The organism is Bradyrhizobium sp. 132 (genome assembly GCF_023074185.1).
In the GTDB taxonomy this organism is placed as follows: Bacteria; Pseudomonadota; Alphaproteobacteria; order Rhizobiales; family Xanthobacteraceae; genus Bradyrhizobium.
Map to the genome: position 1 here is coordinate 67437 of NZ_JADPKY010000143.1, position 26742 is coordinate 94178.

General features: G+C 63.1%; 19 protein-coding genes. 6 read left to right on the forward strand and 13 right to left on the reverse strand.

Annotation, left to right across the window (positions count from 1 at the left end; genetic code table 11):
- Window positions 1-3 precede the first annotated feature (3 nt).
- From glgB to IVA74_RS31755, 3 genes are read right to left on the reverse strand one after another with little or no spacing between them, the layout of a single operon-like run.
- A complete protein-coding gene (gene glgB, locus IVA74_RS31745) occupies window positions 4-2142 on the reverse strand; it encodes a 1,4-alpha-glucan branching protein GlgB (protein WP_247350849.1) in 2139 nt (712 codons plus the stop codon).
- Complete coding sequence (gene treS, locus IVA74_RS31750) at window positions 2135-5428, reverse strand: maltose alpha-D-glucosyltransferase (RefSeq protein WP_247350851.1); 3294 nt, start codon at window positions 5426-5428, stop codon at window positions 2135-2137. The genes glgB and treS overlap by 8 nt, the downstream gene beginning before the upstream one ends.
- A gap of 11 nt (window positions 5429-5439) precedes the next feature.
- Complete coding sequence (locus tag IVA74_RS31755; RefSeq protein WP_247350853.1) at window positions 5440-7386, reverse strand: maltotransferase domain-containing protein; 1947 nt, start codon at window positions 7384-7386, stop codon at window positions 5440-5442.
- Between the two features lie 204 nt (window positions 7387-7590).
- Between IVA74_RS31755 and malQ the strand changes: the two genes are divergently transcribed.
- Both malQ and IVA74_RS31765 read left to right on the forward strand, forming a co-directional pair.
- Window positions 7591-9552, forward strand: a complete 1962-nt coding sequence (malQ, locus tag IVA74_RS31760; protein ID WP_247350855.1) for a 4-alpha-glucanotransferase — start codon at window positions 7591-7593, stop codon at window positions 9550-9552.
- 44 nt (window positions 9553-9596) lie between these two features.
- On the forward strand, window positions 9597-11402 hold the full coding sequence (locus tag IVA74_RS31765; protein WP_247350857.1) for a glycoside hydrolase family 15 protein: 1806 nt from the start codon (window positions 9597-9599) through the stop codon (window positions 11400-11402).
- Between the two features lies 1 nt (window position 11403).
- Here IVA74_RS31765 and IVA74_RS31770 read toward each other — a convergent pair whose 3' ends face one another.
- Genes IVA74_RS31770 through IVA74_RS31795 form a run of 6 tightly spaced genes read right to left on the reverse strand, consistent with a single transcriptional unit; the run spans window position 11404 to window position 18907 of the window.
- Entirely contained in the window at window positions 11404-12216 is an 813-nt protein-coding gene (locus IVA74_RS31770; protein WP_247350859.1) for an HAD family hydrolase, read from the reverse strand.
- 24 nt (window positions 12217-12240) lie between these two features.
- On the reverse strand, window positions 12241-12771 hold the full coding sequence (locus tag IVA74_RS31775; RefSeq protein ID WP_247350861.1) for a gluconokinase: 531 nt from the start codon (window positions 12769-12771) through the stop codon (window positions 12241-12243).
- Entirely contained in the window at window positions 12758-13507 is a 750-nt protein-coding gene (pgl, locus tag IVA74_RS31780) for a 6-phosphogluconolactonase (RefSeq protein WP_247350888.1), read from the reverse strand. Before pgl ends, IVA74_RS31775 begins: the two co-directional genes overlap by 14 nt.
- Window positions 13507-15018, reverse strand: coding sequence for a glucose-6-phosphate dehydrogenase (zwf, locus tag IVA74_RS31785; RefSeq protein ID WP_247350864.1), 1512 nt, complete (start codon window positions 15016-15018; stop codon window positions 13507-13509). Before zwf ends, pgl begins: the two co-directional genes overlap by 1 nt.
- A 45-nt stretch (window positions 15019-15063) precedes the next feature.
- Window positions 15064-16044 (reverse strand): phosphogluconate dehydrogenase (NAD(+)-dependent, decarboxylating), encoded by a 981-nt coding sequence (gene gnd / locus IVA74_RS31790; protein WP_247350866.1) that lies wholly within the window; start codon window positions 16042-16044, stop codon window positions 15064-15066.
- A 13-nt stretch (window positions 16045-16057) separates the two neighbouring features.
- The gene (locus IVA74_RS31795; RefSeq protein WP_247350868.1) at window positions 16058-18907 is read right to left on the reverse strand and encodes a bifunctional transaldolase/phosoglucose isomerase; all 2850 of its coding nucleotides are present in this window, start codon (window positions 18905-18907) and stop codon (window positions 16058-16060) included.
- A gap of 306 nt (window positions 18908-19213) precedes the next feature.
- On the opposite strand from IVA74_RS31795, the gene IVA74_RS31800 reads away from it, so the two are divergent.
- The 4 genes from IVA74_RS31800 (at window position 19214) to IVA74_RS31815 (ending at window position 24943) form a co-directional block, all read left to right on the forward strand.
- Window positions 19214-19873 (forward strand): STM3941 family protein, encoded by a 660-nt coding sequence (locus IVA74_RS31800; protein ID WP_247350870.1) that lies wholly within the window; start codon window positions 19214-19216, stop codon window positions 19871-19873.
- Between the two features lie 297 nt (window positions 19874-20170).
- Window positions 20171-22114 (forward strand): PrkA family serine protein kinase, encoded by a 1944-nt coding sequence (locus IVA74_RS31805; protein ID WP_247350872.1) that lies wholly within the window; start codon window positions 20171-20173, stop codon window positions 22112-22114.
- A 19-nt stretch (window positions 22115-22133) separates the two neighbouring features.
- On the forward strand, window positions 22134-23411 hold the full coding sequence (locus IVA74_RS31810; protein ID WP_247350891.1) for a YeaH/YhbH family protein: 1278 nt from the start codon (window positions 22134-22136) through the stop codon (window positions 23409-23411).
- Entirely contained in the window at window positions 23408-24943 is a 1536-nt protein-coding gene (locus tag IVA74_RS31815; RefSeq protein ID WP_247350874.1) for a SpoVR family protein, read from the forward strand. The genes IVA74_RS31810 and IVA74_RS31815 overlap by 4 nt, the downstream gene beginning before the upstream one ends.
- Before the next feature lie 9 nt (window positions 24944-24952).
- On the opposite strand, the gene IVA74_RS31820 is transcribed toward IVA74_RS31815, so the two are convergent.
- The 4 genes from IVA74_RS31820 to IVA74_RS31835 are packed head-to-tail and all read right to left on the reverse strand — an operon-like array spanning window position 24953 to window position 26413.
- Window positions 24953-25399: a DUF1801 domain-containing protein gene (locus IVA74_RS31820; RefSeq protein WP_247350877.1), complete on the reverse strand. Its 447-nt coding sequence runs from the start codon at window positions 25397-25399 to the stop codon at window positions 24953-24955.
- The gene (locus tag IVA74_RS31825) at window positions 25396-25620 is read right to left on the reverse strand and encodes a hypothetical protein (protein WP_247350879.1); all 225 of its coding nucleotides are present in this window, start codon (window positions 25618-25620) and stop codon (window positions 25396-25398) included. Before IVA74_RS31825 ends, IVA74_RS31820 begins: the two co-directional genes overlap by 4 nt.
- A gap of 41 nt (window positions 25621-25661) precedes the next feature.
- Window positions 25662-26093 (reverse strand): SRPBCC domain-containing protein, encoded by a 432-nt coding sequence (locus tag IVA74_RS31830; protein WP_247350880.1) that lies wholly within the window; start codon window positions 26091-26093, stop codon window positions 25662-25664.
- Entirely contained in the window at window positions 26090-26413 is a 324-nt protein-coding gene (locus IVA74_RS31835; RefSeq protein WP_247350883.1) for a metalloregulator ArsR/SmtB family transcription factor, read from the reverse strand. The genes IVA74_RS31830 and IVA74_RS31835 overlap by 4 nt, the downstream gene beginning before the upstream one ends.
- Window positions 26414-26742: the final 329 nt, after the last annotated feature.

Genomic DNA, 26742 nt, shown 5'->3' on the forward strand with positions numbered 1-26742 from the left:
CGTTCAGCTTTCCGGAACGAGGAAGATCCCGGCGAGCGGCGGAATGGTGAGGCGGAGCTCGCCATCGACAGCATGGACTTCGCCGATGTTGCCGACATTACTGCCGCCGTAATGGGCGGAGTCCGAGTTGAACACTTCCTTCCACTTGCCGCCGAAGGGCGCGCGAACGCGGTAGTTGCGATAGACGTTGGGTGAGAAGTTGACGATCACCATGCACCGGGCGTGCTCGCCAAATCCCTTGCGCAGCCAGGCGAACACGTTGCGGTTGGCGTCGTCGGTGACAAGCCATTCGAAACCGGCCGGCTCGCAGTCCATCTGGTGCAGAGCGGGCACCGCGCGATAGAGCCGGTTGAGGTCGCGGATCAGCGCCTGGATGCCGGAATGAGTCTTGTGCTCGAGCAAGTGCCAGTCGAGCGATTGGTCGTGATTCCATTCGCGGCTTTGCGCGATCTCGGCACCCATGAACAGCAGCTTCTTGCCGGGATGGCCGAACATGAAGCTGTAATAGGCGCGCAGATTCGCAAAGCGCTGCCATTCGTCGCCGGGCATGCGGCCCAGGATCGAGCGCTTGCCGTGCACGACCTCGTCATGCGACAGCGGCAGGACGAAGTTTTCCGAGAAGGCATAGTGCAGGCCGAACAGGATGTCGCCGTGATGATGCTTGCGGTGGATCGGATCCTTGCTGATGTAGTTCAGCGTGTCGTGCATCCAACCCATGTTCCACTTGTAGCCGAAGCCGAGCCCCCCGAATTCGACCGGGCGCGAGACCTGCGGCCAGGCGGTGGACTCTTCGGCGGCCGTGGTCGCCTGCGGGAAACGCGCGAACAGCTCGGTGTTGAAGCGGCGCAGGAACGCGATCGCCTCGATGTTCTCCCGGCCGCCATGCTGATTCGGAATCCACGCGCCGGGCGGGCGGCTGTAGTCGAGGTAGAGCATGGATGCGACCGCATCGACGCGCAAGCCGTCGATAGCGTAACGCTCGAGCCAGAACAGCGCGTTCGACACCAGGAAGTTCGTCACTTCGGTGCGGCCGTAATTGTAGATCAGCGTGCCCCAATCGAGGTGACGGCCCTGGAGCGGATTGGCGTGCTCGTACAGCGCTGTGCCGTCAAAACTGCCGAGCCCGTGCGGATCGTCCGGGAAGTGGCCGGGCACCCAGTCGAGCAGCACGCCGACGCCCTCGCGGTGGCAGGCATCGACCAGTGCGGCAAAATCCTCCGGCGTGCCGAAGCGGCTGGTCGGCGCATACAGGCCGGTCGGCTGGTAGCCCCATGAGCCGTCGAAAGGATGCTCGCTGACGGGGAGAAATTCGAGATGAGTGAAGCCCATGTCACGGGCGTAGGCCGGCAGCTGCTCGGCCAGCTCCCGATAGGTCAGCCATTCATCTCCGTTCTTGCGCCGCCACGAGCCGAGATGGACCTCGTAGATCGACATCGGCGCCGACAATGCGTTGATGCCGTCGGGTGCTGGTCGCGGCCGCGGCAGATGCGCCTCGTCGAACACGATGGAAGCCGTCTTCGGCCGCACCTCGCTTGCAAACGCCATCGGATCGGACTTCAGCGGGAGTAGATGGCCATGGGGTCCGATAATTTCGAACTTGTAGTGGTCGCCGGCCTTGGCGTGCGGGATGAATAACTCCCAATAACCTGCGCCGCGCACCCGCATCGGATGGCGCCGCCCGTCCCAGAAATTGAAATCGCCGACCACGGAGACGCGCCGTGCATTCGGCGCCAGCACTACGAAGCCGATGCCATCGATCTCTTCGAGCCGCATCGGATGCGCGCCGAGCTTGTCGTAAAGGCGCTGGTGGGTGCCTTCGCCGAGCAGATAGAGATCGAAATCGGACAGGATCGGCGGAAAGCGGTAGGCGTCCTCGAATTCGACGACGCTGTCGCCGAATTTGACGCGGAGCTGGTAGTGCTTCGAGCCATTCGGCAGGCTGCCGATGAACAGGCCGGCATCGTGGACGCGGTCGAGCCGGGCCACCTCGCCATGCTCGCTGACCGCCTCGACATTGGAGGCTTCGGGGAGAAACGCGCGCACGACACTCTTGCCGCCCTCGGGATGCAGCCCGAGATAGTGGAAGGGGTCGGAGTGGCGGCCCTCGATGATCGCATAGGCCTCGGCAGGGAGTTTAGGCATGGGCTTCGCTCTCGGTGCTGGACAGAATGCGAAGCAGTCCGGACAGCGGCGCATGGAGCCCCTCAGGCCGGTGGGACAGCTCGTACTCTACTTCGTCGAACGCTTGATCAAGCAGGAAAAAACTTAACAGGCCTGCCGCGGATTGCCGATCCACTGGCCACAGCCGCCGATCCGTCGTGGCCTCGCGGTAGGCGTTGAGGAACGTCGCAGTGGCGCGCTCGCGCCATTCGCCGAGCGCGGCCGTAAGCCGGCCCTGCTCGTCGGAGGCGCCCGTGAGCGCGCGGTTGAGCGCCGCGTTAACCGAAAGATCAATCGAGCGGATCAGGCCGGCGACGTCGCGCGCGGCAGGCAGCTTGCGCCGCTTGTCGGCCAGCGGCAAACGCGGATCTCCGTCGAAGTCGATGATGAAGATATCGTCCTTTACGATCAGCGTTTGCCCGAGGCGGAAGTCGCCATGATGACGGATGTTCAACCCGCCGATCTCGGAAGGCAATAGCGCATTCAGCCGGCCGGACAGGGACGCACGCATCGCCACGAGCTGATCGATCAGCGGCCGGTCCGCCTCTCGCAGGCCGCCGCGAGTGTCGGCCAGCCGCTCGAGAACGCGCTCGGCCCGTCTCGTCAGGTCGGATGTCCAGCGCTCGACGTGTGCGGAGCGGATCAGCTCCGGCGCGAGATCGTCGGGCTTTGCGGCCGCCAGAGCCACATGCAGCTCGGCGAGCCGCCGGCCGATCTGCGCTATGAAGTGCAGATATGGCGCTTGCTCCTGGGTCTCGCGGAGCATCTCGCCCGGTGGCAGCACCCTTTGCTCGTCGATATAGCGGTCGAGATAGCCCGCGGTGACGGCCCAGCCATCGCCCTGGTTCTCGACATAGGCGTGCAGCACGCCTACCGCGCTGCGACTATCGCCTTCGACCAGCTCGACGTTGCCGAGCAGTGCCGGCGTATTGGCAAAGCGGGCGATTTCGGTGAGGTAGGAGCCGATCTCGATCTCGGGATTGATGCCGCTTTCAAGCCGGCGATAGATCTTGGCGACATACTGGTTGTCGACCAGCGCGGTGCTGTTCGACTGCTCGACCGTGCGGATGCGTTCGGGCTCCTTGATGGTGTAGTCGGCAAACCTGCTGGTCGCCTTGAACTCCAGCCGCAGATTGTTCTCTTCCACCACCAGGTTCTGCGACAGATTGCGCAGGAACAGACCGATGAAGATCTGCTCTGTCGCCACGTCGAGCAGCGTGCCTTCGCGGGCACCCTGGCGCACGGCGGCGAGCGCCTTCGGGTTGAAGCGTTCGCGATCGAAGCGCACCCACTCAATCTGCATCGGTACGACGTAGCGGGTGGTCACATCGTGTCGGGTCGCTTCGAAGAACGCGATCCAGGGCCTGTTGTCGCCGATGTCGCAGAACGGCACCGCCGATGTCAGCGTGGGCTTAATGTGCTTGGGATTGTTTTCTGGATACCACCGCGTCCGTGACAGGAAACCCGGCAGCACATCGCGCTCGAACATTCCGCGTTCGCGTGCCAGAGAGACCCAGGTCGAATTGACAGGTACCACCAGCGTTTCGAATTCCGGCACCGCGCGCGGCGTCACCGGCTCGGACTTGTCGCGCTCGGTGAGCTGGAACCAGTAGAAGCCATAGGGCCCCAGCGTGACCATGTAGGGCAGTTCGCCGATCGCCGGAAAACGCGTGCGGCCGAGCATCTCCTGCGGGATGCGGTCCTTCCACGGCGACAGATCGAGCTCGGTTGCCTGCGCGGCGCGCGAGAGGTTCGCGACGCAGAGGATCACCTCGTCGCGGTACTGCCGGACATAGGCCAGCACAGCGCGGTTGGTCGGGCGGATGAAGGTCATGGTCCCGCGGCCGAAGGCGAGCGTGGACTTGCGCACCGAGATCAACCGTTTGGTGGCGTTGAGCTGCGACGAAAGGCTGCGCGACTGCGCTTCCACGTTCACGGACTCATAGCCATAGACGGGATCCATGATCGGCGGCGCGTAAAGGCGGGCCGGATCAGCGCGTGAGAAGCCGCCATTGCGGTCCGGGCTCCACTGCATCGGCGTGCGCACGCCGTTGCGGTCGCCGAGATAGATGTTGTCGCCCATCCCGATCTCGTCGCCGTAATAGATGATCGGCGTACCAGGGAAGGACAACAGCAGCGAGTTCATCAGCTCGATCTTGCGCCGGTCGTTGTCCATCAGCGGCGCAAGGCGCCGGCGGATGCCGACATTGATGCGGGCGCGCGGATCATTGGCGTAGGTCGACCACAGATAATCGCGTTCGACGTCGGTGACCATTTCCAGCGTCAGCTCGTCATGGTTTCGCAGGAACAGCGCCCACTGGCAGCTTGAGGGAATGTCCGGCGTCTGTCGCAGTATGTCTGTGATCGGAAAGCGGTCTTCTTGCGCGATCGCCATGTAGATGCGCGGCATCAGCGGGAAGTGGTAGGCCATGTGGCATTCGTCGCCACGTCCGAAATATTCCTGCACGTCCTCCGGCCATTGATTGGCCTCGGCCAGCAGCAGCTTGCCCTTGGAATAGGCGTCCAATTCCTTGCGCAGGCGCTTGATGATCGAATGCGTCTCGGGAAGGTTCTCGTTCGAGGTGCCCTCGCGCTCGCAGAGATAGGGGATGGCATCGAGCCGGAAGCCATCGACGCCGGCATCGAGCCAGCGCTTCATCACCTGGATGAGCGCGCTGACGACGCGCGGATTGTCGAAATTGAGATCCGGCTGGTGAGAGAAGAAGCGGTGCCAGTAGAACGCGCCGGCCTCGGGATCCCAGGTCCAGTTGGATTTCTCGGTATCGGTGAAAATGATCCGCGTACCCTGGTATTTCTGATCGGTGTCGCTCCAGACATACCAATTGCGGGCGCTCGAGCCTGCCGGGCTGCGGCGCGCACGCTTGAACCAATTGTGCTGGTCCGAGGTGTGGTTGACGACGAGTTCGGTAATGACGCGCAAGCCGCGCTTCTGCGCCTCCTGGATGAAGCGCTTGAAATCTTTCATCGTCCCGAAATCGGGATTGATCGAGCCGTAGTCGCCAATGTCGTAGCCGTCGTCGCGGCCGGGCGAGGGATAGAACGGCAGCAGCCAGAGCGCGGTGACGCCGAGCTCCTGGAGATAGGGCAGCTTCTCGGTCAGCCCGGCGAAGTCGCCGATGCCGTCATTGTTGCTGTCGGCAAACGCCTTGACGTGAAGCTGGTAGATAACGGCGTCCTTGTACCAGAGCTCATCCACGATCCCGGCAGCCTCGGCTTTCTTGGTGTCGACGGAAGACAATACGTTCATGGCGTGCGCCTTTACGCCAGGCAGCGGAACAGCAGCGCCGGATCGCGGTCGGGATCGATACGCAACTTGATCCCGCCCCATTCGATGCGGGACTGTTCGCCGGTGAGGAGATTTTCGAGTCCGGTGACATGGCGGCGCTCGCCGCCGACATCGATGGCGAGGTCGCCGAGCGGCAACCAGAACTCGCGTGCATTGCGCGAGAGCGCGATCGCGGCAATGACGGTATTGGCGGGATCGGTGGCCTCCTTGGCAAAAGCAATCGTGTCGCCGTCCTCAATGCCGAGGAAGCGCAGGTTCGCCGTCTGCTGAAGGGCTACGTTTTCGTTGCGGATACGATTTAGCTCCGTGATGTACGGCTTAATGTTGCCGGGCTTGTCCCAGTCGCGCTGCCTGATCTGGTATTTCTCGGAGTCGAGATATTCCTCGCGGCCGGGGATCGCGTCGTGCTCCAGCAATTCGAACCCGCTGTAGACGCCGTAACTGCCGGACAATGTCGCGGCCAGCGCGACGCGCGATTTGAACGCCCAGGTCTCGCCGCCCTGGAGATGATATGGCAGCAGGTCGGGCGTGCTCACGAACAGGTTCGGCCGATAGAAGTCACGTTCGGGATAGCGCGTCAGCTCGCCGATATATTGCTCCAGCTCCCACTTCGCCGTGCGCCACGGGAAATAGCTGAAGGACTGCGCAAAGCCGAGCTTGGCGAGGCCCTTCATCAGCTTCGGTCGCGCGAACGTCTTGGAGAACAGGATCACCTCGGGGTGCCGGCGGCGGATATCGCGGATCAGCCACTCCCAGAAAGCAAGCGGCGCGGTATCGTGATTGTCGATGGCAAAGATGGTGACACCGTGGTCGATCCAGAACAGCATGGCGTCGCGAAACGCGTTCCACAGTCCGGCCCGATCGACGGACGTGAAATCGGGGATGACGATATCGGAATAGGGCCCCTCAGCCGTCCGCACCGAGCGGTCCGGCCGCCATTTGAACCATTCCGGATGTTGCGTCAGCCAGGGATGGTCCGGCGAGCATTGCACGGCGAAGTCGAGCGCGAGCTCGAGGCCGTATTCCAGGCAGGTCGCGACCAGCGCGCGGAAATCCTCGATCGTGCCGAGCTCCGGATGCAGCGCATCGTGCCCCCCCTCGATGGTGCCGATCGCATAAGGCGAGCCGGGATCGCCTTCGGTCGCTGCCGGCGCGTTGTTGCGGCCCTTGCGGCGGGTGCGGCCAATGGGGTGGATCGGCGTGAAATAGAGCACGTCGAAGCCCATCGCCGCGATCTCGGGCACCCGCGCGATGCAGTCGCGGAGCGTGCCGTGCCGGCCTGGAATTTGGCTCTGGCTGCGCGGCATCATCTGATACCAGGCGCCAAAGCGCGCCTTGTCGCGGTCGATGATGAGCGGGAAGGGCGCCGAGCGGGTGAGGTCGGGCCGCGATTGGCTCTCGGCCATGGCTTCGCCGAGTTCAGTTGCCAGCAGCGGGGCAACGTCGCCGGTCTGAAGATAGTCCTCGCATTGCCTGACGATGACAGCCGCGGCCTCCTGACGCGCGCCATGCGCCTTGGTCAGAAGGCCGGCGCCCTCGATCGCATCGAGGCTGACATCGGCACCAGAGCGCTGCTTGCGCGCGACCCCGTGCGACCATGTCGCGAACTCGTCGGTCCAGGCTTCGATCGCATAGACATATTTGCCGGGCTCAACCGGTGTGAACGCGCCGGACCAGCGGTCATTGCCGTGAGGGATCATCGGCTCGCTCCGCCATTCGCGGTCCTGCTCTTGCCGCCAGATCAGCGCTGCGCCGATCACGCCGTCGCCGTCGCGGTAGATGTCGGCCCAGACCTCGACCGGTTCGCGCGCGATCCGCTTCACGGGGAAGCGGCCGCCATCGATCAAGGGATAGACGTCTTCGATGAGGAAAGCGCTGCCGGCTGCGGCACTCTCGACAGTTTGAATTGTCTTGTTCACGGTGATGCCATTGACAAGAAAGCAGGAGCCCGTTTCCCTTGTCGGGAACCTACGCTTGATACCTATATAGAAAGCCGGTTGGGTGTCATTAGTTCCCTCGGGAACGGCTAGCGCGGTTTGTGAGTTAAGCCTGACTAACGTCTTCCACCGCCTCGTTAAAATCAATACCCCCGGCCAAAATCTGGCCTGCCAACTGCGTGCCGAATGGATCTTTTAGCTCAAGCCCAGATCAAGGGCGTTCAGTCCGAATTCGTCGATGCCCTCGGAAAGCTGCGGATCACCGATCCCGTGGCCCTCAAATCCATCCTCGACGCCCTGCCGGAGAAGCGGGTCTATCGCTTCGTTAGCGGACCCGTGGTGGTGCGCGCCTTGGGCCATCCGCGCACCGAATTGGTGACGATCGGTGCACCGCCGCTCAAATGGACGATGACCGGCAATGGCAATTTGATCGCGCAAGGTGAGGCGCGCGAGCCCGTGATTGCATGGCCCGCCGGTTTGCCGCTCGGCTATCACCGTCTGACGCTGACCGATGCCGAAGGCGTGAGCGAAGAGGTGCCGATGATCGTGGCGCCCGAGCGGGCCTTTGGCGGCGATTTCGACCGCGGCTGGCTGCTTGCTGTGCAGCTCTACAGCGTCCGCTCCGACCGCAATTGGGGCATCGGTGATTTCACTGATCTTGCCGATCTCGTCCGGCTCGCCAAGCAGTTGGGGGCCGACGGCGTCGGGCTTAATCCTCTGCATGTGTTGTTCGACGACCATCCGGCCGATTGCAGCCCCTATTCGCCGAACAGCCGGCTGTTTCTCAATCCGCTCTATATCGACGTCGAGGCAATCCCGGAATTTTCCGGCGATCTCGTCCCCGACGCGGCCGCGACCGCCGCGCGGCTCCGTGAAGGCGATCGTGTGCCCTATGCGGCCATGGCGGCCTTGAAGTGGTTGGCCTTGCGCGCCGCCTTCGACAGCTTTCTGAAAAGCGCCAGCGGTGTCCGCCGCAACCAGTTCGACGCCTTCCGCGCGGCGCGCGCGCCGCTGTTGTCCCGTTTTGCCTGCTTCGAGGTGCTACGCCATCGCTTCACGGCGCCTTGGTGGGAATGGCCGGTGGAATGGCAGCAGCCGGACGAGGCGAAATGCGTCCGACTGCGCAACGGCCCCGACAAGCACGACGTCGAGTTCGTTGAATTCGTCCAATGGACCGCCGATAGCCAGTTGCATGCCGCCAAGGAACTGGCCGGCCAACTTGGCATGCGCGTGGGCCTCTATCTCGACGTCGCCGTCGGCGTGCAGTCCAACGGCTTCGATGCCTGGAACGAGCAGATGGCGATCTCGCGCCATCTCGCGGTCGGTGCGCCGCCTGACGTGCTCAACACCGTCGGCCAGGACTGGGGCCTTGCCGGCTTCAATGCCGGTGGCCTGGAGGCTCAGTCCTTCGTGCCGTTCGCCGACATGCTGGCCGCTTCGATGCGGCATGCCGGGGCCATCCGCCTCGATCACGTGCTGGGGCTGAAGCGGCTTTATCTGGTGCCGCGCGGTTTCAAGCCGGATAATGGCGCCTATGTGCAGATGCCGTTCGAGGCGCTGCTTGGCGCCGTGGTGCGTGAAAGCGCGGCGAACAAATGCATCGTGATCGGCGAGGACCTCGGCACCGTGCCGGAAGGTTTCCGCGAGACCATGCAGGATTTCGGCATCTGGTCCTATCTCGTCATGATGTTCGAGCGCGACGATGCCGGCCATTTCCGCAACACCGATCACTACCGGCCCAACGCGCTGGTCACGCTGAACACGCATGATCTGTGCACCTATGCCGGCTGGCGCTCCTTCAGCGATCTCAGGATGAAGCTCTCGCTCGGGCTCGACCCCGGCGAGGACGAGAAGGCGCGCTGGGATGCGCTCGGCAAGCTCGACGACATCCTGCGCCAGAACGGCATCAACGCCAACGACCTTTATTCGGTGCTCGCCTTCCTGTCGCGCACGCCGTCGCGGCTGCTCGCAGTGTCGCTGGAGGACCTGCTCGGCGTGATCGATCAGCCCAACATTCCCGGCACGATCGACGAGCATCCGAACTGGCGCCAGCGCCTGCCGGCTGCGCTCGACAAGATCGCCTCGAAGATCGATCTCGCAGCTTTGAAGGCCGCGACACGGGAACGCTCGTTGCCCGGCGGGCGTTGATCGTTGAGGATTTCCGAAACGCCGTTTTCGAGGCTCGCACGACATTGTCTCAGAGGATCGAGGACTATGCGCTGATCGGCGACTGCGAGACCGCGGCGCTGGTCGGGCGCAACGGTTCGATCGACTGGCTGTGCTGGCCGGCCTTCGATTCCGACGCCTGCTTCGCCGCGATCCTCGGCACGCACAAGAACGGCCGCTGGTTGATCGCACCGGGCGAGGACGTCACCGCGACATCGCGCCGCTATCTCGGCGACACCCTCATCCTCGAGACGCGCTTCGAGACGAAGAGCGGCACCGTTGCGCTGATCGACTTCATGCCGCTGCGCGGCAAGGCCTCCGACATCGTGCGGCTGGTCCGCGGCGTCAGCGGCACGGTGAAGATGCGGATGGAGCTCGTGATCCGCTTCGGCTTCGGTGTCGACATTCCCTGGGTGCGGCGGATTGACCATTCGCTGCTTGCGGTCGCCGGCCAGGACATGACGGTGCTCCGTACGCCGGCAAAGACCCGCGGCGAGGATATGACAACCGTGTCCGACTTCGAGGTAAAAGCCGGCGAGACCGTGCCGTTCGTGCTGACCTACGGTCCCTCGCATCTCGAACCGCCCGCGCCGATCGATCCGGAGGTCGCGCTCCAGGAGACCGAAAAATTCTGGCAGGACTGGTGCAGCAAATGCATCCGCGACGGCGACTATCACGATCTCATTGTGCGCTCGCTGATCACGCTGAAGGCGCTGACCTTTGGCCCGACCGGCGGCATCGTCGCCGCGCCCACCACCTCGTTGCCGGAGAAGCTCGGCGGCAGCAGGAATTGGGATTACCGTTTCTGTTGGCTGCGCGATGCCACCTTCACGCTGCTGGCGCTGATGAATTCCGGCTATACCGAGGAAGCGTTGGCCTGGCACAATTGGCTGTTGCGCGCGGCGGCAGGCTCGCCGGCGAACATGCAGATCATGTACGGCATCTGGGGCCAGCGGCGGCTGCTGGAATGGGAGGCGGGCTGGCTGGACGGCTATGAGGGCGGGCGGCCGGTGCGGGTCGGCAATGCCGCCCATGCGCAGCTTCAGCTCGACGTCTATGGCGAGCTGATCGACGCCTTTCATCAGTCACGCATGGCCAAGCTCAAGCTCGACGACGAAACGACCTGGGCGCTGGAATGCAACGTGCTCAATCATCTCGCCGAGGTCTGGGACCAGCCCGACCACGGCATCTGGGAGCGGCGCGGCGAGCCCAGGCACTACGTCTTCTCGAAGGTGATGACCTGGGTCGCCTTCGATCGCGGCATCAAGAGTGCCGAGACTTTTGGCTTCAAGGCGCCGCTTCTGCATTGGCGCGCGTTGCGCGATGCCATCCATCGCGACGTCTGCAACAAGGGATTTGACGCGGAGGAAAACGCCTTCGTCGAATCCTACGGTTCGAAACTGCTTGATGCCAGCGTGCTGCTGTTGCCGGCCGTCGGCTTCCTGCCGCCATCGGACCCGCGCATCCGTGGCACCATGGCGGCTGTCGAGAACCACATGATGCGCGACGGTTTCGTGCTGCGGCACGACCCGCGCGAAGTGCCTGCGGGACAGCCGCCGCTCGAAGGCGCGTTCCTCGCCTGTAGCCTGTGGCTCGCCGACGCCCATGTGCTGGCGGGCGATCTCGACAAGGCGCAGATCTTGTTCGACCGCGTGGTCGGTATCGCGAACGACGTCGGGCTATTGGCCGAGGAGTATGATTCAGGCGCCCGGCGCCAGACCGGCAACTTCCCGCAGGCACTGACCCATATCGCGCTGATCAACACCGCGCACAATCTGTCCGCGGCGAGGCAAGGGAGCGAGAAGCCGGCGGTGCAGCGGTCGAAGCAGTGACTTAAGCGACCCCGTTCCGCTTCAGGATCATCTCCATCGCCTCCGCAAAACCGTCCTGCTCGTTGGTCGCGGTGACGTGGCTGGCATGGTCCTTGACGCTGTCGGTCGCGTTGCCCATGGCGATCGAGACGCCGCTGACGCGAAACATCGCGAGGTCGTTCTGCATGTCGCCGATGGTGGCGACGGCGTCCGTTGAAATGCCGATGCGCTTGGCCATGGCTTGCACGAATGTGCCTTTGTCGAAGCCGGGCGGGGTGATGTCGAGATAGTAGGTTTGCGAACGCACTGCGGTCGCCTCGCTGCCGAGCGCCTTCTGCATCGCCTTCTCGCAAGCTTCGAGGCCGGCTGCATCGGCGCTGGCTCCGACGATCTTGCAGGCGCTCGCAAGGTAGGGCGAGAAGTCCGTCACGATGGTCGGGTCAGAGCGGATGGTGTGCTGCTCATGCGCGACGTATTTACCGCTGGGGTTGTCGATCAGCCATTTGTCGGTGGTGAACAGCCAGATGTCGGCGCCGAAGTCGCGGAGGATTTTTAAGCTTCGCTCGGCCGCGCCGGCCGGGATGAGATGCTGCTCGACCGGCTTCATCTCGGGATCGACGATCGATGAGCCGTTGAACGGGCCGACCGGCAGCCAGAGCGCCAGCGGCTCGATCAGGAAGCGCATGCCGATCGCGGGGCGGCTCGACGTTATCGTGAAACCGATGCCGGCCTGGTGCAGCCGCTGCACCGCGGACCTCGCGCGCTCCGTCAGCGTCTTGTCCTTGGTCAGCAGCGTGCCGTCGACGTCGGAGACCACGAGTGAGATTTTCGTCATGGCAGGACCTTGGGGGTTTTGGCCTCAGCGCTTCGCGACGCCCAGTTTCAGCTGCCGTACAACCCCGTCCACGATCGCTTCGACGGATTCGTCGATCGAGACGGTGATGACGTGCTCGCCCGCTTCCGGCGGTTCCAGCGTGCTGAACTGGCTCGTCAGCAGCCCGGGCGGCATGAAGTGCCCCTTGCGTTGCGCGAGGCGAGCGGCGATCAGCTCCTTCGTGCCCCTGAGGAAGACGAAGCGCACGTCGTCGCGTCCACGCAGGAGCACGTCACGATAGGTGTGCTTCAGCGCCGAGCAGGCGATGATGATTTGCTCGCCTTTGTCGCAGACCCGCGCGATCTCGTCGGCGATGGCGTTGAGCCAGGGCCAGCGGTCCTCGTCGGTGAGAGGATGGCCAGCCCGCATCTTCTCGACATTGCTGGCGGGGTGAAAGCTGTCGCCGTCCTCGAAGCGCCAGCCGAGGCGCTCGCCGAGCGCTTTTGCAACCGTGCTCTTGCCCGAGCCCGACACGCCCATCACGATCAATGCACAAGGTGCTTCAACGCCCGCCACGAATTCCCTCCGGCAGCGCGGCCTGGTCGACCAGCCAGACGGTCTCACCATTCGAGCGCGCGCGTACGGCCGGCAGAGTCTCGCCATTGAGGAGGCGCGTCAAGATCGGCTGCTTGTCGTGCCCCGCAATCTCGAACAGCATTTCGCGGCAGGATGCCAGCGCGGGCAGGGTGAGGGATACCCGCGGCACGAAAGGCGCGACATTGGCCTTGGGGACCCCGACGACCCAGCGCATGGTCTCCTCGATCGCGGGGTAGCCCGGAAAGAGCGAAGCCGTATGGCCGTCCGGGCCCGCACCCATCAAAACCATGTCGAACAGCGGCCGTGCCGGATCGAGGCTTTCCGCGCCGTAGAAAGACTGCAGCTCGCGCGCATAAGCCGCGGCGCTCTGATCAGGGTTGTCAGCCGCCGTCGGGATCGGGTGAGTATGGCCGGGGGGCGCATTCCGATCGAGAAAGGTCGCGCGCGCGATCGCCATGTTGTTGAGGGGATCGCTTTCGGGCACGAAGCGCTCGTCACCGATGAACCAGTGCACGCGCTCCCATGGGATCTTGCCGCGCCAGGCATCGCTGCCAAGCAGCTGATAGAGCTTCGTTGGGCTGGAGCCGCCGGTGAGGCAGATCGCGATCCGCCCGGGATTGGCCTCGATCCGCGCCATCACCCGCTCGGCGGCGGCCTGCGCCAGCGCCTCGGCGTCTGCCTCGACGATCAGCTTCGGCTGTCCGGCCGCTGCCATCACGAAAACTTCCGCCAGCTTCGGCCGTCGCGACGGAGCAACTCATCGGCGCAGGCGGGGCCGTCGCTGCCGGCCTGATAGGTCTCGATGCCGTTCGTGCCCGCGTTCTTCCAGGCGTCCAGGAACGGCTGCACCGCTTGCCACCCGGCCTCGATTCCGTCGGCGCGCTGGAACAGGATGTTGTCGCCGATCATGCAGTCGTAGATCAGCGTCTCGTAGCCGGTACTGGGATCGGCCCGGAAATAGTCGCCATAGCGAAACTTCATCTCGACGCCGTCGATGGTGATGCTCGGGCCCGGGATCTTGGCGTTGAACTGGAGCTCGATGGTTTCGGTCGGCGCGATGCCGATGGTGAGGAAGTTCTGCGAGAGCCGGTCGACCGCCGTGCCTGAGAACATGGACAGCGGCGCCTGCTTGAACTTGATCGCGACCTCGGTGCGCTTGTGCCCCAGCGCCTTGCCGGTGCGCAAGTAGAACGGCACGCCGGCCCAGCGCCAATTGTCGATCATCAGCTTCAGCGCGACAAAAGTCTCGGTGGTGCTGCCGCGCTTGACGTCCTCGGTCTTGCGATAGTCCGGGATCTCATCGTCGCCGATGCGCCCCGAGAGATATTGCGCGCGCACCGAGCTCTTCAGCGCTTCCTCCTCGCTCGGCTGCTGGATCGAGGTCAAAACCTCGGCCTTTTCCGAGCGCACGGAATGCGCGTCGAAACGGGCCGGCGGCTCCATCGCCACCAGCGACATCAGCTGAAACAGGTGGTTCGGCACCATGTCGCGGAGCGCACCGGTGGCGTCATAGAAGCCGCCGCGATGGCCGACGCCGAGCTTCTCCTCCACCGTGATCTGGATGTGGTCGATATGGTTGCGATTCCAGATCGGTTCGAACATGCCGTTGGCAAAGCGCAGTACCAGGATGTTCTGCACCGTCTCCTTGCCGAGATAGTGATCGATCCGGTAGATCTGGTGCTCCTGCATGATCTTCAGCAACTCGGCGTTCAGCGCGCGCGCGGAGGCGAGGTCGGTGCCGAACGGCTTTTCGATCACCAGTCGCCGCCAGGTGCCGTTCTCCTTCATCATGCCAGTGCGGCCGAGCTCGCGCGCGGTCGGCGCGAACGCGGCCGGCGGGGTCGCCAGGTAGAACAAGCGGTTGCCGCCGGTGTCTTGCGCGCATTCGAGCGCATCGAGATGTTCGCGCAAGCGATCGAAGGATAGCGGGTCTTTTGGATCCGCTTCGACGAAGCTGACGCGCTCCAGGAGTTTCTTGGCGACGACGTCGTCCACGGAGCGGGTCGCAAACTCACGCAGGCCTTTCATCAGGCTGTCGCGGAGCTCGTCGTCCGACATGGCGTTGCGGCCCACCCCGACGACGCAGAACTTCTCCGGCAACATATGTTCGGCAGCAAGATTGTAAAGTGACGGCATCACGAGGCGGTGAGTGAGATCACCGGTGACACCAAAAATGACAAAGGCGCAATTTTCCGGCTTGCGCTTTGGCTGCTGGTCTTTTGTCACGAATTACTGGCCTTCGCTTTGTGGACTTCCTCTTACTCGGACTTCTTATTTGGACTTCGGCTCCTTGTGGCCGCCAAAGCCCGCGCGCATCGCGGAGAGAATCTTCTCGGCGAAAGTGTGTTGCTGCCGCGAACGGAAACGTGTGTAGAGCGCCGCCGTCAAAACTTCGGCCGGCACGGCCTCGTCGATCGCCGCGTTCACGGTCCAGCGTCCTTCGCCGGAATCCTCGACAAAGCCGGAATATTCCGTCAACGCCGGGCTATCGGCGAGTGCCGTCGAGGTGAGGTCGAGCAGCCAGGACGGAATCACGGAGCCGCGTCGCCACACTTCGGCGATATCGGCGAGATCGAAATCGTAACGATGATCCGCCGGCAACGCCTCGATGCTGGCGTTCTTGAGGATGTCAAAACCTTCGGCATAGGCCTGCATCAGTCCGTATTCGATGCCGTTGTGGATCATCTTGACGAAATGCCCGGCGCCGACCGGGCCGGCATGGATGTAGCCCTGCTCGATGCGGGAATCGCGCCCCTCACGTCCCTCCGTGCGCGGAATGTCGCCGGCGCCGGGCGCGAGCGCGGCGAAGATCGGATCGAGCCGGTCGACCACCTGTTTCTCGCCGCCGATCATCATGCAATAGCCGCGGTCGAGGCCCCAGACGCCGCCGGAGGTGCCGACGTCGACATAGTGGATGCCGCGCGTCTTCAGCGCCTTGCCGCGGCGGACGTCGTCCTGCCAGAAGGTGTTGCCGCCGTCGATGATGACGTCGCCTTCCTGCATCACGCCCGCGATCGTGCCGATCGTGGTCTCGGTGATGTGGCCGGCCGGCAGCATCACCCAGGCCGTACGCGGCCGCGCGAGTTTCGAGATGAACTCCTCCAGCGTCGCGGAGCCAACCGCGCCGTCTGCGGCGAGGCCAGCGACGGCCTTGGCATCCTTGTCGTAGACCACGGTCGAGTGGCCGTGGCGCATCAGCCGGCGAACGATGTTGCCGCCCATTCGGCCGAGACCGATCATGCCAAGTTGCATCTGAGAGATTCCCTTAATTCAGTGCGTCGCTAAGCGCCGCGTTGAGCGCAGCGAGACCTTTCTTGAGCCCGCCCTTCAGGTGGACCCGCAGCGCGCGCCGGCCGCGCTCGGTGAGCACGTCGAAGTCGCCGCGCGCCTGTGCTGCCTTGATGACGCCGAAGCTTGCCTTCTGGCCCGGCACGGGCAAGTCCTTGACGTCGTCGGCAGTGATCTGGAGGAATACGCCGCTATCGGGCCCGCCCTTGTAGGCTTGCCCGGTCGAGTGCAGGAAGCGCGGTCCAAACTCGGCGCAGGTTGCGACGTGCCGCTTCTCGCGCACTTCGAGCCGCATGGTTTGCAATGCCTCGATCGTCGCCTTGTCGCGCGCGATGTAGCCGAGCAGGGCGACATAATCGCCATGGTTGGAGCGCGACAGATGCGCCTTCAGCCATGAGGTCAGGTCGCCGTTGGCGCCGGCAGCGCGCAACGCCGTGGCGTTGGACTCGTCGGTGTAGAGATCGGCTTCATCCGTGCTGACCACCGGCTGCTCAGCCGGCAGCGCGCCGGTTTTCTCGAACGACGCGGTGAGCTCGCGGGTCTTGATCTTGGCCGCTTCCACGTCCGGTTGGTCGAACGGATTGATGCCGAGGATGCTGCCCGCCACCGCCGTTGCCATCTCGAAGCGGAAGAACTCCTGGCCCAGATGGTCGATCGACTTCATCACAATGCGCACCACGGGATGGCCGGCCGCTTCGACTGCGGCAAGCTTCGAGTCATGGGCGGCGTCCGCCTCGCCCTCGATACGGATGTCGATGAAGAGCCGGTCATTGCCATAGACTGCGGGTTCGCCCAGCGGCTCGCCGTCGATCGGGATCAGGCCCTTGCCGTCCTTGCCCGTCGATTCGGCGATGAGCTGTTCGGCCCAGGCGCCGAAATCGGCGATCTTCTTCGACGACAGGATCGTCACCTTGTCGCGGCCTTCGAGCGCCGCGAGGCCCATGGCAAGGCCGAGCTGCACGCCCGGGTTTTCGCTTGGCGGCACGTCCGGTCCGCAGGAGCGGGCCATCGCAAGCGCGTGCTTGACGAAGGTCTTGATATCGACGCCCGCGGTTGCCGCCGGCACCAGGCCGAACGGCGAGAGCACCGAATAACGTCCGCCGATGGAGGGCTCGCCGTGGAAGATGCGGGCATAGTTCAGCTTCTTCGCCGCCGTCTCCAGAGACGAGCCGGGATCGGTCACCGCGATGAAGCGGAAGCCGGTCTTGGCCTTCGGGCCGAGGGCCTGCGCGACGCGCTCATGGAAATAATCCTTCATCGCGTTAGGCTCGGTGGTGCCGCCGGATTTGCTGGAGACGATGAACACGGTGTTGGCGATGTCGATCCTGGCCTCCATCGCCCGCACCTGCGCCGGATCGGTGGAATCCAGCACGTGCAGCTTCGGGAAGCCGGACTTCCGCGCGAACGTCTCGGCCAGCACCTCGGGACCAAGGCTCGAACCGCCCATGCCGAGCACGACGGCGTCGGAGAACTTCTGGCCCTTCACGCGGTTTGCGTAGTCCTCATAATCGGCGATGTCGGCTTTGGCGGCGCTGTCGAGCCAGCCGAGCCATTTGTCCTCGTCGCTTCCGGTCCAGACCGATTTGTCGCGCTGCCACAGCCTGCGGATCTTGGCAGAGGCCCGCCATTCCTCGGTGCTCTTGGCCACGGCCTTGCCGAGACCGTCGCCGAGCGAGAGAAGCTGGCGGTCGATCGCGGGCCCGAGCACGGTGGCGCGCTTGTGGGCGACCGCGCCATAGAGCTTGTCGGCGGCATCGGCAAACTGCTTGACGCCGTCCTTGACGAGCTCTTCGGTGACGGCATCGAGCGAGACGCCGGAGCGCTCCAGCTCTTCCAGCACGCGGCGGGCGTCGTCGACATTCTCTTCAAGGCTGTCGCGCGGCGTGCCGTGGTCGCGGAACGCATCCAGTGTTGCCGGCGGCATGGTGTTGATGGTGTTCGGGCCGATCAGCTCCTCGACATAGAGGATATCGCTGTAGTCCTTGTTCTTGGTGCCGGTCGAGGCCCAGAGCATGCGCTGCGGCTTGGCGCCCTTGGCGGCGAGCTTGTCCCAACGGGGACCCGAGAACAGCCGCTTGTAATCCTGGTAGGCGACCTTGGCATTGGCGATCGCGACCTTGCCCTTCAGCGCGGCGAGCCGTTCTTTTTCGCTGGGGTCGTTGGCGCGGGCGATCTTTTCGTCGAGCTGCTTGTCGACCACCGAATCGATGCGGCTGACGAAGAAGCTCGCCACGCTCGCCACGTGCGAGGGGTCGCTGCCACCTGCGACGTATTTCTCCAGACCAGCGAGATAAGCCTCGGCGACTTGCAGATAGACATCCCTGGAGAACAGCAGCGTGATGTTGATGCTGATGCCGTCGCCGATGAGCGTTTCGATCGCGGGCAGGCCCTCCGGTGTCGCCGGCACCTTCACCATCAGGTTCTTGCGGTTGACGTCCTTCCAGAGCCGCCGCGCCTCGGCGACCGTGCTGCCTGTGTCCATCGCCAGATAGGGCGAGACCTCCAGGCTGACATATCCGTCGTCTCCCCTGAGGCGGTCATAGACCGGGCGCAGCACATCGGCGGCGTTCTGGATGTCCTCGACCGCGACAGCCTCGAACAGGTCGGCGACCGATCGATCGCCGCGCTTCAACGCCCTGCCGATCTGCGCGTCGTACTCGTCCGAGCTGCCGATCGCCTTCTCGAAGATCGATGGATTGGAGGTGACGCCCTTGACGCCGTCGGTGTCGATCAGCCGCTTCAGGTCGCCCTTGGCGATGAAGCCACGGGCCAGGAAGTCCAGCCAGACGGCTTGTCCGTGCTTTTCCAGTTCTTTGACGGGATTCATGCTGCTTATTTATCTCCAAGCCTGCGGGCGAGGGGTTTCCGCGCCGGTCCTGACGCGCTATCCTCTAGCTTACATGCTTCCTTGAGGGAACCATTCAAGGGTATGGACGTCATACCCTCCAGTGTAACTCCGTCGCTATCATGGCGATCCGGGTGAAGGAGCCGAGTTGCGTAAAAAGTCGTTGGCCGCGAGGAGTCGGCCGGGGGCTCGTTGCGTGGCGTGAGCTGCCTAACCTCGTAGCTAGTGGCTGCGCGGAGTACGATCGGCGGATTCCGGTCCGCCTGACGCATTGTGGCTCGGTCGCGAATGGCCATGCTGGGGGAAAGCATGCACGCAGATCATGCAGATCATGATAGCCCGGCGCTCGCCGTCACTGACAGCCTGCAATCGGGCACGCAGGCCGAATGCGTCGATGCCTCCAACGATCTCGAAATCAGCCTATGCAAAACCCAACTGCGGCTGCTGGTCGCGGCGGGTTTCGCCATGACGCTGCTCAGCGCAGGTCTGGCCCTCGCTTGGTGGGGCGGCATGAGCGACTACGATACCGCGATCGGCTATGCGGGCGTCGCGCTGTTCGGTCCGATCACCTGCTGGCTGATCTGGGTGCTCCCCGCCGAACGGGGGCCGGTGGTGATCGTCACCCCCTACGGCATCCGCGATCTCCGCATCGGCAATGAATTTCTGCTGTGGGACTCGATCGCGGAGATTTCGGCTGAAGAACGCCGCGGGCGCAAGATGATCGTGCTGACGCCGACGCCGGCCTTGCAGCGGCAGCTCTGCACCATCCGCGGCTTGGCCCGTTGTGCTCAGAACGGTCGGATTGTCATTCGGTCGGAGGGTTTGGCGACCGATTTTGATACACTGCTGAGGGCTTGCCGCGACTGTCACGCTGCCAGCAGTCCGGCCACTGCATTGCAGCAGGAAGATGAACGCGGCACCCAAGGCTTCGCCGTACAAGCGTCATAAGATCGCCGCTCGCGGATCGCTATGGTGCCGGGCAGGATAGGTTCATCCCCGGTAACGCCCGGATGTTGCGACCGAGTGACATTTTCTGGAAATAGGCCAATATAGATAGAGATTCGCACAAATTACGGGCAGGTGCCTGTTCGTAACCCAACGAGTGCCTACGTTGTGCGTTGCGTCGAGTCGACACCAGGGTGTCCAATGATCGTCATGTGCTCACGCTGATTCGATCCGGCCTGAGGAACGGTCCGGTAACTGCTTTCGTTTCAGCTTGTAGCGGAACTCACGCGGAGAGGGATCATGTACAACGATTCTCTATTCAACGCTTTCGCTAAGTCGTTCGAGGCGAGAAGCCAGCACGATATGTCGATGGCGGAATATCTGGAATCGTGTCGAAGCGATCCCATGAAATACGCGAACGCGGCCGAACGATTACTCGCGGCGATCGGCGAGCCCCAGACGATTGACACGGCCAAGGACCCACGCCTTGGCCGTATTTTTTTGAACCGCACGATCCGCACCTATCCGGCCTTCGCCGGTTTTTATGGCATGGAAGAAACCATTGAGCGCATCGTCGGTTTCTTCCGTCACGCAGCGCAGGGCCTCGAAGAGCGCAAGCAGATCCTCTATCTGCTCGGTCCGGTCGGCGGCGGCAAATCCTCGCTTGCCGAGCGGCTGAAGTCGCTAATGGAAGTGCATCCGATCTACGTGCTCAAGGCCGGCGACGAGTTGAGCCCGGTGTTCGAAAGCCCGCTCAGCCTGTTCGATCCGGATCAGCTCGGCCCAATGCTGGAAGAGAAATACGGCATTCCGCGCCGCCGTCTCACCGGCCTGATGAGCCCGTGGTGCTACAAGCGGCTCGAAGCCTTCGGCGGTGACATTTCCCAGTTTCGGGTCGCCAAGATCCAGCCGTCGCGGCTGCGCCAGATCGCGGTCGCCAAGACCGAGCCCGGTGACGAGAACAACCAGGACATCTCCTCGCTGGTCGGCAAGGTCGATATCCGCAAGCTCGAGACTTACGCGCAGAACGATCCCGATGCCTACAGCTATTCGGGCGGCCTCAACCGCGCCAACCAGGGCATCCTCGAATTCGTCGAAATGTTCAAGGCGCCGATCAAGATGCTGCACCCGCTGCTGACGGCAACGCAGGAAGGCAACTATATCGGCACGGAGAATATCGGCGCGATTCCGTTCACCGGCGTCATCCTCGCCCACTCCAACGAAGCCGAGTGGTCGAGCTTCAAGGCCAACAAGAACAACGAGGCCTTCATCGACCGCATCTGCGTGATCAAGGTGCCTTATTGCCTGCGGATCACCGAAGAGCAGAAGATCTACGAGAAGCTGATCCAGGGCTCCGAGCTCGCGGCCGCGCCGTGCGCCCCTTCGACGCTGGAGACGATGGCCCGGTTCTCGGTGATGTCGCGTCTGCGCAAGCACGAAAATTCCACGGTGTTCGCCAAGATGCGGGTTTACGACGGCGAGAGCCTGAAGGAATCCGATCCGAAGGCGCGCAGCGTCCAGGAATATCGCGATGCCGCCGGCGTCGACGAGGGCATGGACGGTGTCTCCACGCGCTTCGCTTTCAAGATCCTGGCTGCCACCTTCAACCATGATCCGCAGGAAGTCGCCGCCGACGCCGTGCATCTGATGTACGCGCTGGAGCAGTCGATCAAACGCGAGCAGCTGCCCGAGGAAGTCGAGAAGCGCTACCTCGAATTCATCAAGGCGGATCTCGCACCGCGCTATGCCGAGTTCATCGGCAACGAGATCCAGAAGGCCTATCTCGAATCCTACTCGGATTACGGCCAGAACCTGTTCGACCGTTACGTCGACTACGCCGATGCCTGGATCGAGGACCAGGATTTCAAGGATGCCGACACCGGCCAGCTGCTTGATCGCGAACTGTTGAACCAGGAATTGACCAAAATCGAGAAGCCGGCGGGCATCGCCAATCCGAAGGATTTCCGCAACGAGGTGGTCAAATTCTCGTTACGGTCGCGCGCCCAGAACGGTGGCAAGAATCCGACCTGGATCTCCTATGAGAAGATTCGCGATGTGATCGAAAAGCGGATATTCTCTCAGGTCGAGGACCTGCTTCCGGTCATCTCTTTCGGATCGAAGAAGGACGGCGAGACGGAAAAGAAGCACGGCGAGTTCGTCGCACGCATGGTGGAGCGCGGCTACACCGAGCGTCAGGTTCGCCGGCTCGTCGAATGGTACATGCGCGTGAAGCAGGCCGGTTGAGGCGGATGGAAAAGTGCCCATTCACATTATTGACAGGCGCCTGAATCCAGGCGGCAAGAGTCTTGAGAACCGGCAGCGGTTCTTGCGTCGGGCCAAATCCCTGGTGCAGGGCGCCGTCAAGAAGACCTCGCAGGAACGCGACATCAAGGATGTCCTGGAGGGTGGTGAAGTTACGATTCCGCTCGACGGCATGCACGAGCCGCGTTTCCGCCGCGACGGCGGAACGCGCGACATGGTATTGCCCGGGAACAAGAAGTTCATCGAGGGCGACTATCTCCAGCGCTCCGGCCAGGGCAGCGCCAAGGATTCCGGGCCGGGCGAAGGCGACAGCGAGGACGCCTTCCGCTTCGTGCTGAGCCGCGACGAGTTCGTCGATCTCTTCCTCGACGATCTCGAACTGCCGGACCTTGCCAAGCGCAAGATCGCGCACACCGAGAGCGAGGGCATCCAGCGCGCCGGCTATACCACGTCCGGCTCGCCGGCCAATATTTCGGTCAGCCGAACGGTGCGGCTCGCGCTGGCACGCCGCATCGCGCTCAAACGTCCCCGCAAGGACGAGATCGAGGAACTGGAAGCCGCAATCGCCGCATGCACGGATGAGGACGAGCGTGTGGTGCTTCTCGCCCAGCTCGAAAAGCTGAAAGCGAAGATCAAGCGCATTCCCTTCATCGATCCGCTCGACATCCGCTACCGCCGCTTCGAGACGGTGCCCAAGCCCGTTGCCCAGGCCGTGATGTTCTGCCTGATGGACGTGTCGGGCTCGATGTCCGAGCACATGAAGGATCTCGCAAAGCGCTTCTACATGCTGCTCTACGTGTTCCTGAAGCGTCGCTACAAGCATGTCGAGATCGTCTTCATTCGCCACACCGACCGCGCCGAGGAAGTGGACGAGCAGACCTTCTTCTACGGTCCGGCCTCCGGCGGCACGCTGGTTTCCAGCGCGCTCCAGGCGATGCACGAGATCGTGCGCGAGCGCTTCAATCCGTCGGACTGGAATATCTACGCCGCACAAGCCTCCGACGGCGACAATTCCTATTCCGACGGCGAGCTCACGGGCATGTTGTTGACCGACAAGATCCTGCCGATCTGCCAGTTCTTCGCCTATCTCGAGGTCGGGGAATCAGGCGGCAGCGCCTTCGATCTCTCCGACTCCTCGCTCTGGACCCTCTACGAGCGCCTGCGCAACAGCGGCGAACCGCTCTCGATGCGCAAGGTCAGCGAGCGCAGCGAGATTTTTCCGGTGTTCCACGATTTGTTCCAGCGCCGCGAAACTGCCCAGGAGAAGACCGCTCCATGACGGAACGCTTGTTCGAAGGCGCCGATTGGGATTTTCACATCTTGCAGCGCATCACCGATGCCTGCGAAGAGGTGGCGACCAAGGATCTCGGGCTCGACGTCTATCCGAACCAGATCGAGGTGATCACCGCCGAGCAGATGCTGGATGCCTACTCGTCGGTCGGCATGCCCCTGTTCTACAAGCATTGGTCGTTCGGCAAGCAGTTCGCGTATCACGAGGCGTCCTATCGCAAGGGACTGATGGGGCTCGCCTATGAAATCGTGATCAACTCCTCGCCCTGCATCTCCTATCTGATGGAGGAGAACACGGCGACGATGCAGACGCTGGTGATTGCCCACGCCGCCTTCGGCCACAACCACTTCTTCAAGAACAATTATCTGTTCAAGCAGTGGACCGACGCCGACGGTATTCTGGACTACCTCGACTTCGCCAAGAAGTATGTGATGAGCTGCGAGGAGCGCTACGGTCGCGTCGAGGTCGAGCGCACTTTGGATGCCGCGCATGCGCTGATGTCGCACGGCATCGACCGCTATCCCGGCAAGAAGAAGCTGGATTTGCGCGAGGAAGAGAAGCGTGCCGGCCGTCGCCGCCAGCACGAAGAGGAGGTCTTCAACGATCTCTGGCGCACGGTGCCCAAGGGGGCGTCGAAGACCCGGTCAGCCATCTCCCTCGAACGGCGCCGCAAGCTGCTCGGCCTGCCGCAGGAAAACCTGCTGTATTTCCTGGAGAAAAGCGCGCCGCGCCTGGCGCCATGGCAGCGCGAGCTGTTGCGCATCGTCCGCCACATCGCGCAATATTTCTATCCGCAGAGCCAGACCAAGGTGATGAACGAGGGGACGGCGACCTACGTCCACTATCGCATCATGACCAAGCTGCATCAGCAGGGCCGCATCAGCGACGGCAATTTCCTCGAATTCCTGCAGTCACACACCAACGTCGTGTTCCAGCCTGAATTCGACGACCAGCGCTTCTCCGGCTTTAACCCCTACGCGCTCGGCTTCGCAATGATGCAGGACATCGAGCGCATCGTCACAAATCCCGCGGACGAGGATCGTGAGTGGTTCCCCGACATCGCCGGCAAGAACGACGTGATGGGCGTGCTGCGCGACGTCTGGGCGAACTACCGCGATGAAAGCTTCATCGCCCAATTCCTGAGCCCGAAGCTGATGCGGCACCTCCGCATGTTCCATCTGCACGATGACCCCGAGGAGCGAGCGGGCATCCGGGTCGATGCCATCCACGACGATCGCGGCTTCCGCCGTGTTCGGCGCGAATTGGCGCGGCAGCATGATGTCGGCTACATCGACGCCAATATCGAAGTGGTCGACGTCGATCTCTCCGGCGATCGCCGCCTGATCCTGCATCACCACGTCATCAAGGGCTCGCAGCTCAACGAGACCGATGCCAAGCGGGTGCTCCAGCACCTCGCCGATCTCTGGACCTATGACGTCGCGCTGATCGAGGTCGACGGCAACGACAAGGTCTTGCGCGAATATGTCGTGAGCCCGCGCCCGATTCCGGTGGCGGCCTGACGTCGCCGTCTACGGAGAACGCTTCTTGGCCGGCTTCTTCTTGGCATTGCTCGTGTTCAGGGCCGCCGCCGCGCGGATCAGCGCCTTCAACGCCTTCTCGTTGATTTTCGCGCCTTCGTGGAAATCGATCGCGCGCCGCACATTGCCCTCGAGGCTGGAATTGAACAGCCCGGCCGGGTCGTCCAGTGCCGCGCCCTTGGCAAACGTCATCTTCAAGACGGCCTTGTAGGTCTCCCCCGTGCAGATGATGCCGTCGTGCTCCCAGACGGGCACGCCGCGCCATTTCCACTCCTCGACAATGTCAGGATCGGCCTCCTTGATCAGGCCGCGGATGCGCTTGAGCATCTCGCCGCGCCAGTCGCCGAGCTCCTTGATCCTGCTGTCGATCAGCTTGGAAGGCGAAGGCCCATTTGCTTCCTTCGCGCTGCCTGTCGTAGCGGTCACGGCCTTTTTCATGATCTCGCCTCGCGTCGCGCGTCGTCGCGCTTGCCGAGATAGGGCAGCGCGAACAAATATAACCCGGTGATAAGCATCGGAATCAGCGGGACGAGCGCCATGAAGCCGATCCAGGCGGCCTCGACCCGCTGGATCATGGCGACGATGTTCGCGATGACGGCGAGCGTGAAAGCGATCGACAGCCAGCGATGGATTTGCCGAATCCACATGCTTGAGCTCATTGGGATCTCCTTTGGGAATGATCTGAAGAGACGCCGGCTGGCTAGTCAGCCCGCGCCAGCACCTCGTCCAGCTTGGCGAAAAACTGCTTCCAGCCGGCATGCGCGCCGCCAAAAGCCTGCTTCTGCGTCGGGCTGAAGCCGGCTTGCTCGACGCGCAGTTGCGTGCCGGCGCCCGTCGGTGTCAGCGTGAAGGTCACGACGCTCTTGAGATCGAACGCCGCGTCGTCATGCGAGAAATTCCAGGTGTAGGCGAGCGTCTTCTGCGGCTCGATGGTGAGGACCTCGCAGTCCAGCACGCCGCCCCACTCGCCGCGAAGGTTGAAGCGGTGGCCGACGGTCGGCTTGAAGTCGTTCTTCATCAGCCACTCCTCGATCAGATGCGGCTGCGTCAGCGCACGCCAGATCCGCTCTGCCGGAAAGGCAAATTCGCGCTCGATGACGACAGAACGCATCTCGGTAGCGGCTTCGGTCATTGGTCCATCCTCTTCAGGAGATCGTCGAGTGCGTCCAGCCGGTTTTGCCAGAACCCGGCCATCTGGCCGGTCCAGTCGATCAGCGGATTGAGTGCGCCGGGCAGCGCGCTGTAATGCGTTTGCCGTCCTTGATGCCGGTCGCGCACCAGCCCGGCCTGCTTCAGCGCGCCAAGATGTTTTGAGACCGCCGGCTGGGAAACGCCTGATACCGCCGTGAGTGCCCCGACTGTCTGTTCCCCTTCGCGGCACAGCCGCTCGAAGATCGCCCGCCGGGTCGGATCGGCAAGCGTCCTGAACAGAAGGTCGTGAGCGACGGACATGAGATTCATAACCTGAAAGTTATGGATTAGTTCATAACCATGGGGTTATGATATGTCAAGCGCGATGAGGGGGCGGTCGGATTTCAGTACTTGCCGCGGGCACCGGTGCACCTCTCCCGCTTGCGGGAGAGGTCGGCAGGAAGCGCCGGGTGAGGGTTTTCTCCTCTTGGGGGTTCTCTTGGGAAGTCTCGATTGCGAGACATCCTCACCCCGCCTCTCACGCGCAAGCGCTATCGGATTCACACATCGGCCATTCGCAGTGAGGCGCCAAATTTGATGCGCTGGAGGGCTTCGAGCCCCAAGCGCATGGTTTTTGGTCCCGGCTTGCC

What these genes read in the sequence shown, in the direction of transcription:
- glgB (WP_247350849.1), bottom strand. Translation starts at nt 2,142, where the DNA reads ATGCCTAAACTCCCTGCCGAGGCCTATGCGATCATCGAGGGCCGCCAC.
- treS (WP_247350851.1), bottom strand. Translation starts at nt 5,428, where the DNA reads ATGAACGTATTGTCTTCCGTCGACACCAAGAAAGCCGAGGCTGCCGGG.
- malQ (WP_247350855.1), top strand. Translation starts at nt 7,591, where the DNA reads ATGGATCTTTTAGCTCAAGCCCAGATCAAGGGCGTTCAGTCCGAATTC.
- IVA74_RS31770 (WP_247350859.1), bottom strand. Translation starts at nt 12,216, where the DNA reads ATGACGAAAATCTCACTCGTGGTCTCCGACGTCGACGGCACGCTGCTG.
- pgl (WP_247350888.1), bottom strand. Translation starts at nt 13,507, where the DNA reads ATGGCAGCGGCCGGACAGCCGAAGCTGATCGTCGAGGCAGACGCCGAG.
- gnd (WP_247350866.1), bottom strand. Translation starts at nt 16,044, where the DNA reads ATGCAACTTGGCATGATCGGTCTCGGCCGAATGGGCGGCAACATCGTT.
- IVA74_RS31795 (WP_247350868.1), bottom strand. Translation starts at nt 18,907, where the DNA reads ATGAATCCCGTCAAAGAACTGGAAAAGCACGGACAAGCCGTCTGGCTG.
- IVA74_RS31800 (WP_247350870.1), top strand. Translation starts at nt 19,214, where the DNA reads ATGGCCATGCTGGGGGAAAGCATGCACGCAGATCATGCAGATCATGAT.
- IVA74_RS31805 (WP_247350872.1), top strand. Translation starts at nt 20,171, where the DNA reads ATGTACAACGATTCTCTATTCAACGCTTTCGCTAAGTCGTTCGAGGCG.
- IVA74_RS31815 (WP_247350874.1), top strand. Translation starts at nt 23,408, where the DNA reads ATGACGGAACGCTTGTTCGAAGGCGCCGATTGGGATTTTCACATCTTG.
- IVA74_RS31820 (WP_247350877.1), bottom strand. Translation starts at nt 25,399, where the DNA reads ATGAAAAAGGCCGTGACCGCTACGACAGGCAGCGCGAAGGAAGCAAAT.
- IVA74_RS31825 (WP_247350879.1), bottom strand. Translation starts at nt 25,620, where the DNA reads ATGAGCTCAAGCATGTGGATTCGGCAAATCCATCGCTGGCTGTCGATC.
- IVA74_RS31830 (WP_247350880.1), bottom strand. Translation starts at nt 26,093, where the DNA reads ATGACCGAAGCCGCTACCGAGATGCGTTCTGTCGTCATCGAGCGCGAA.
- IVA74_RS31835 (WP_247350883.1), bottom strand. Translation starts at nt 26,413, where the DNA reads ATGTCCGTCGCTCACGACCTTCTGTTCAGGACGCTTGCCGATCCGACC.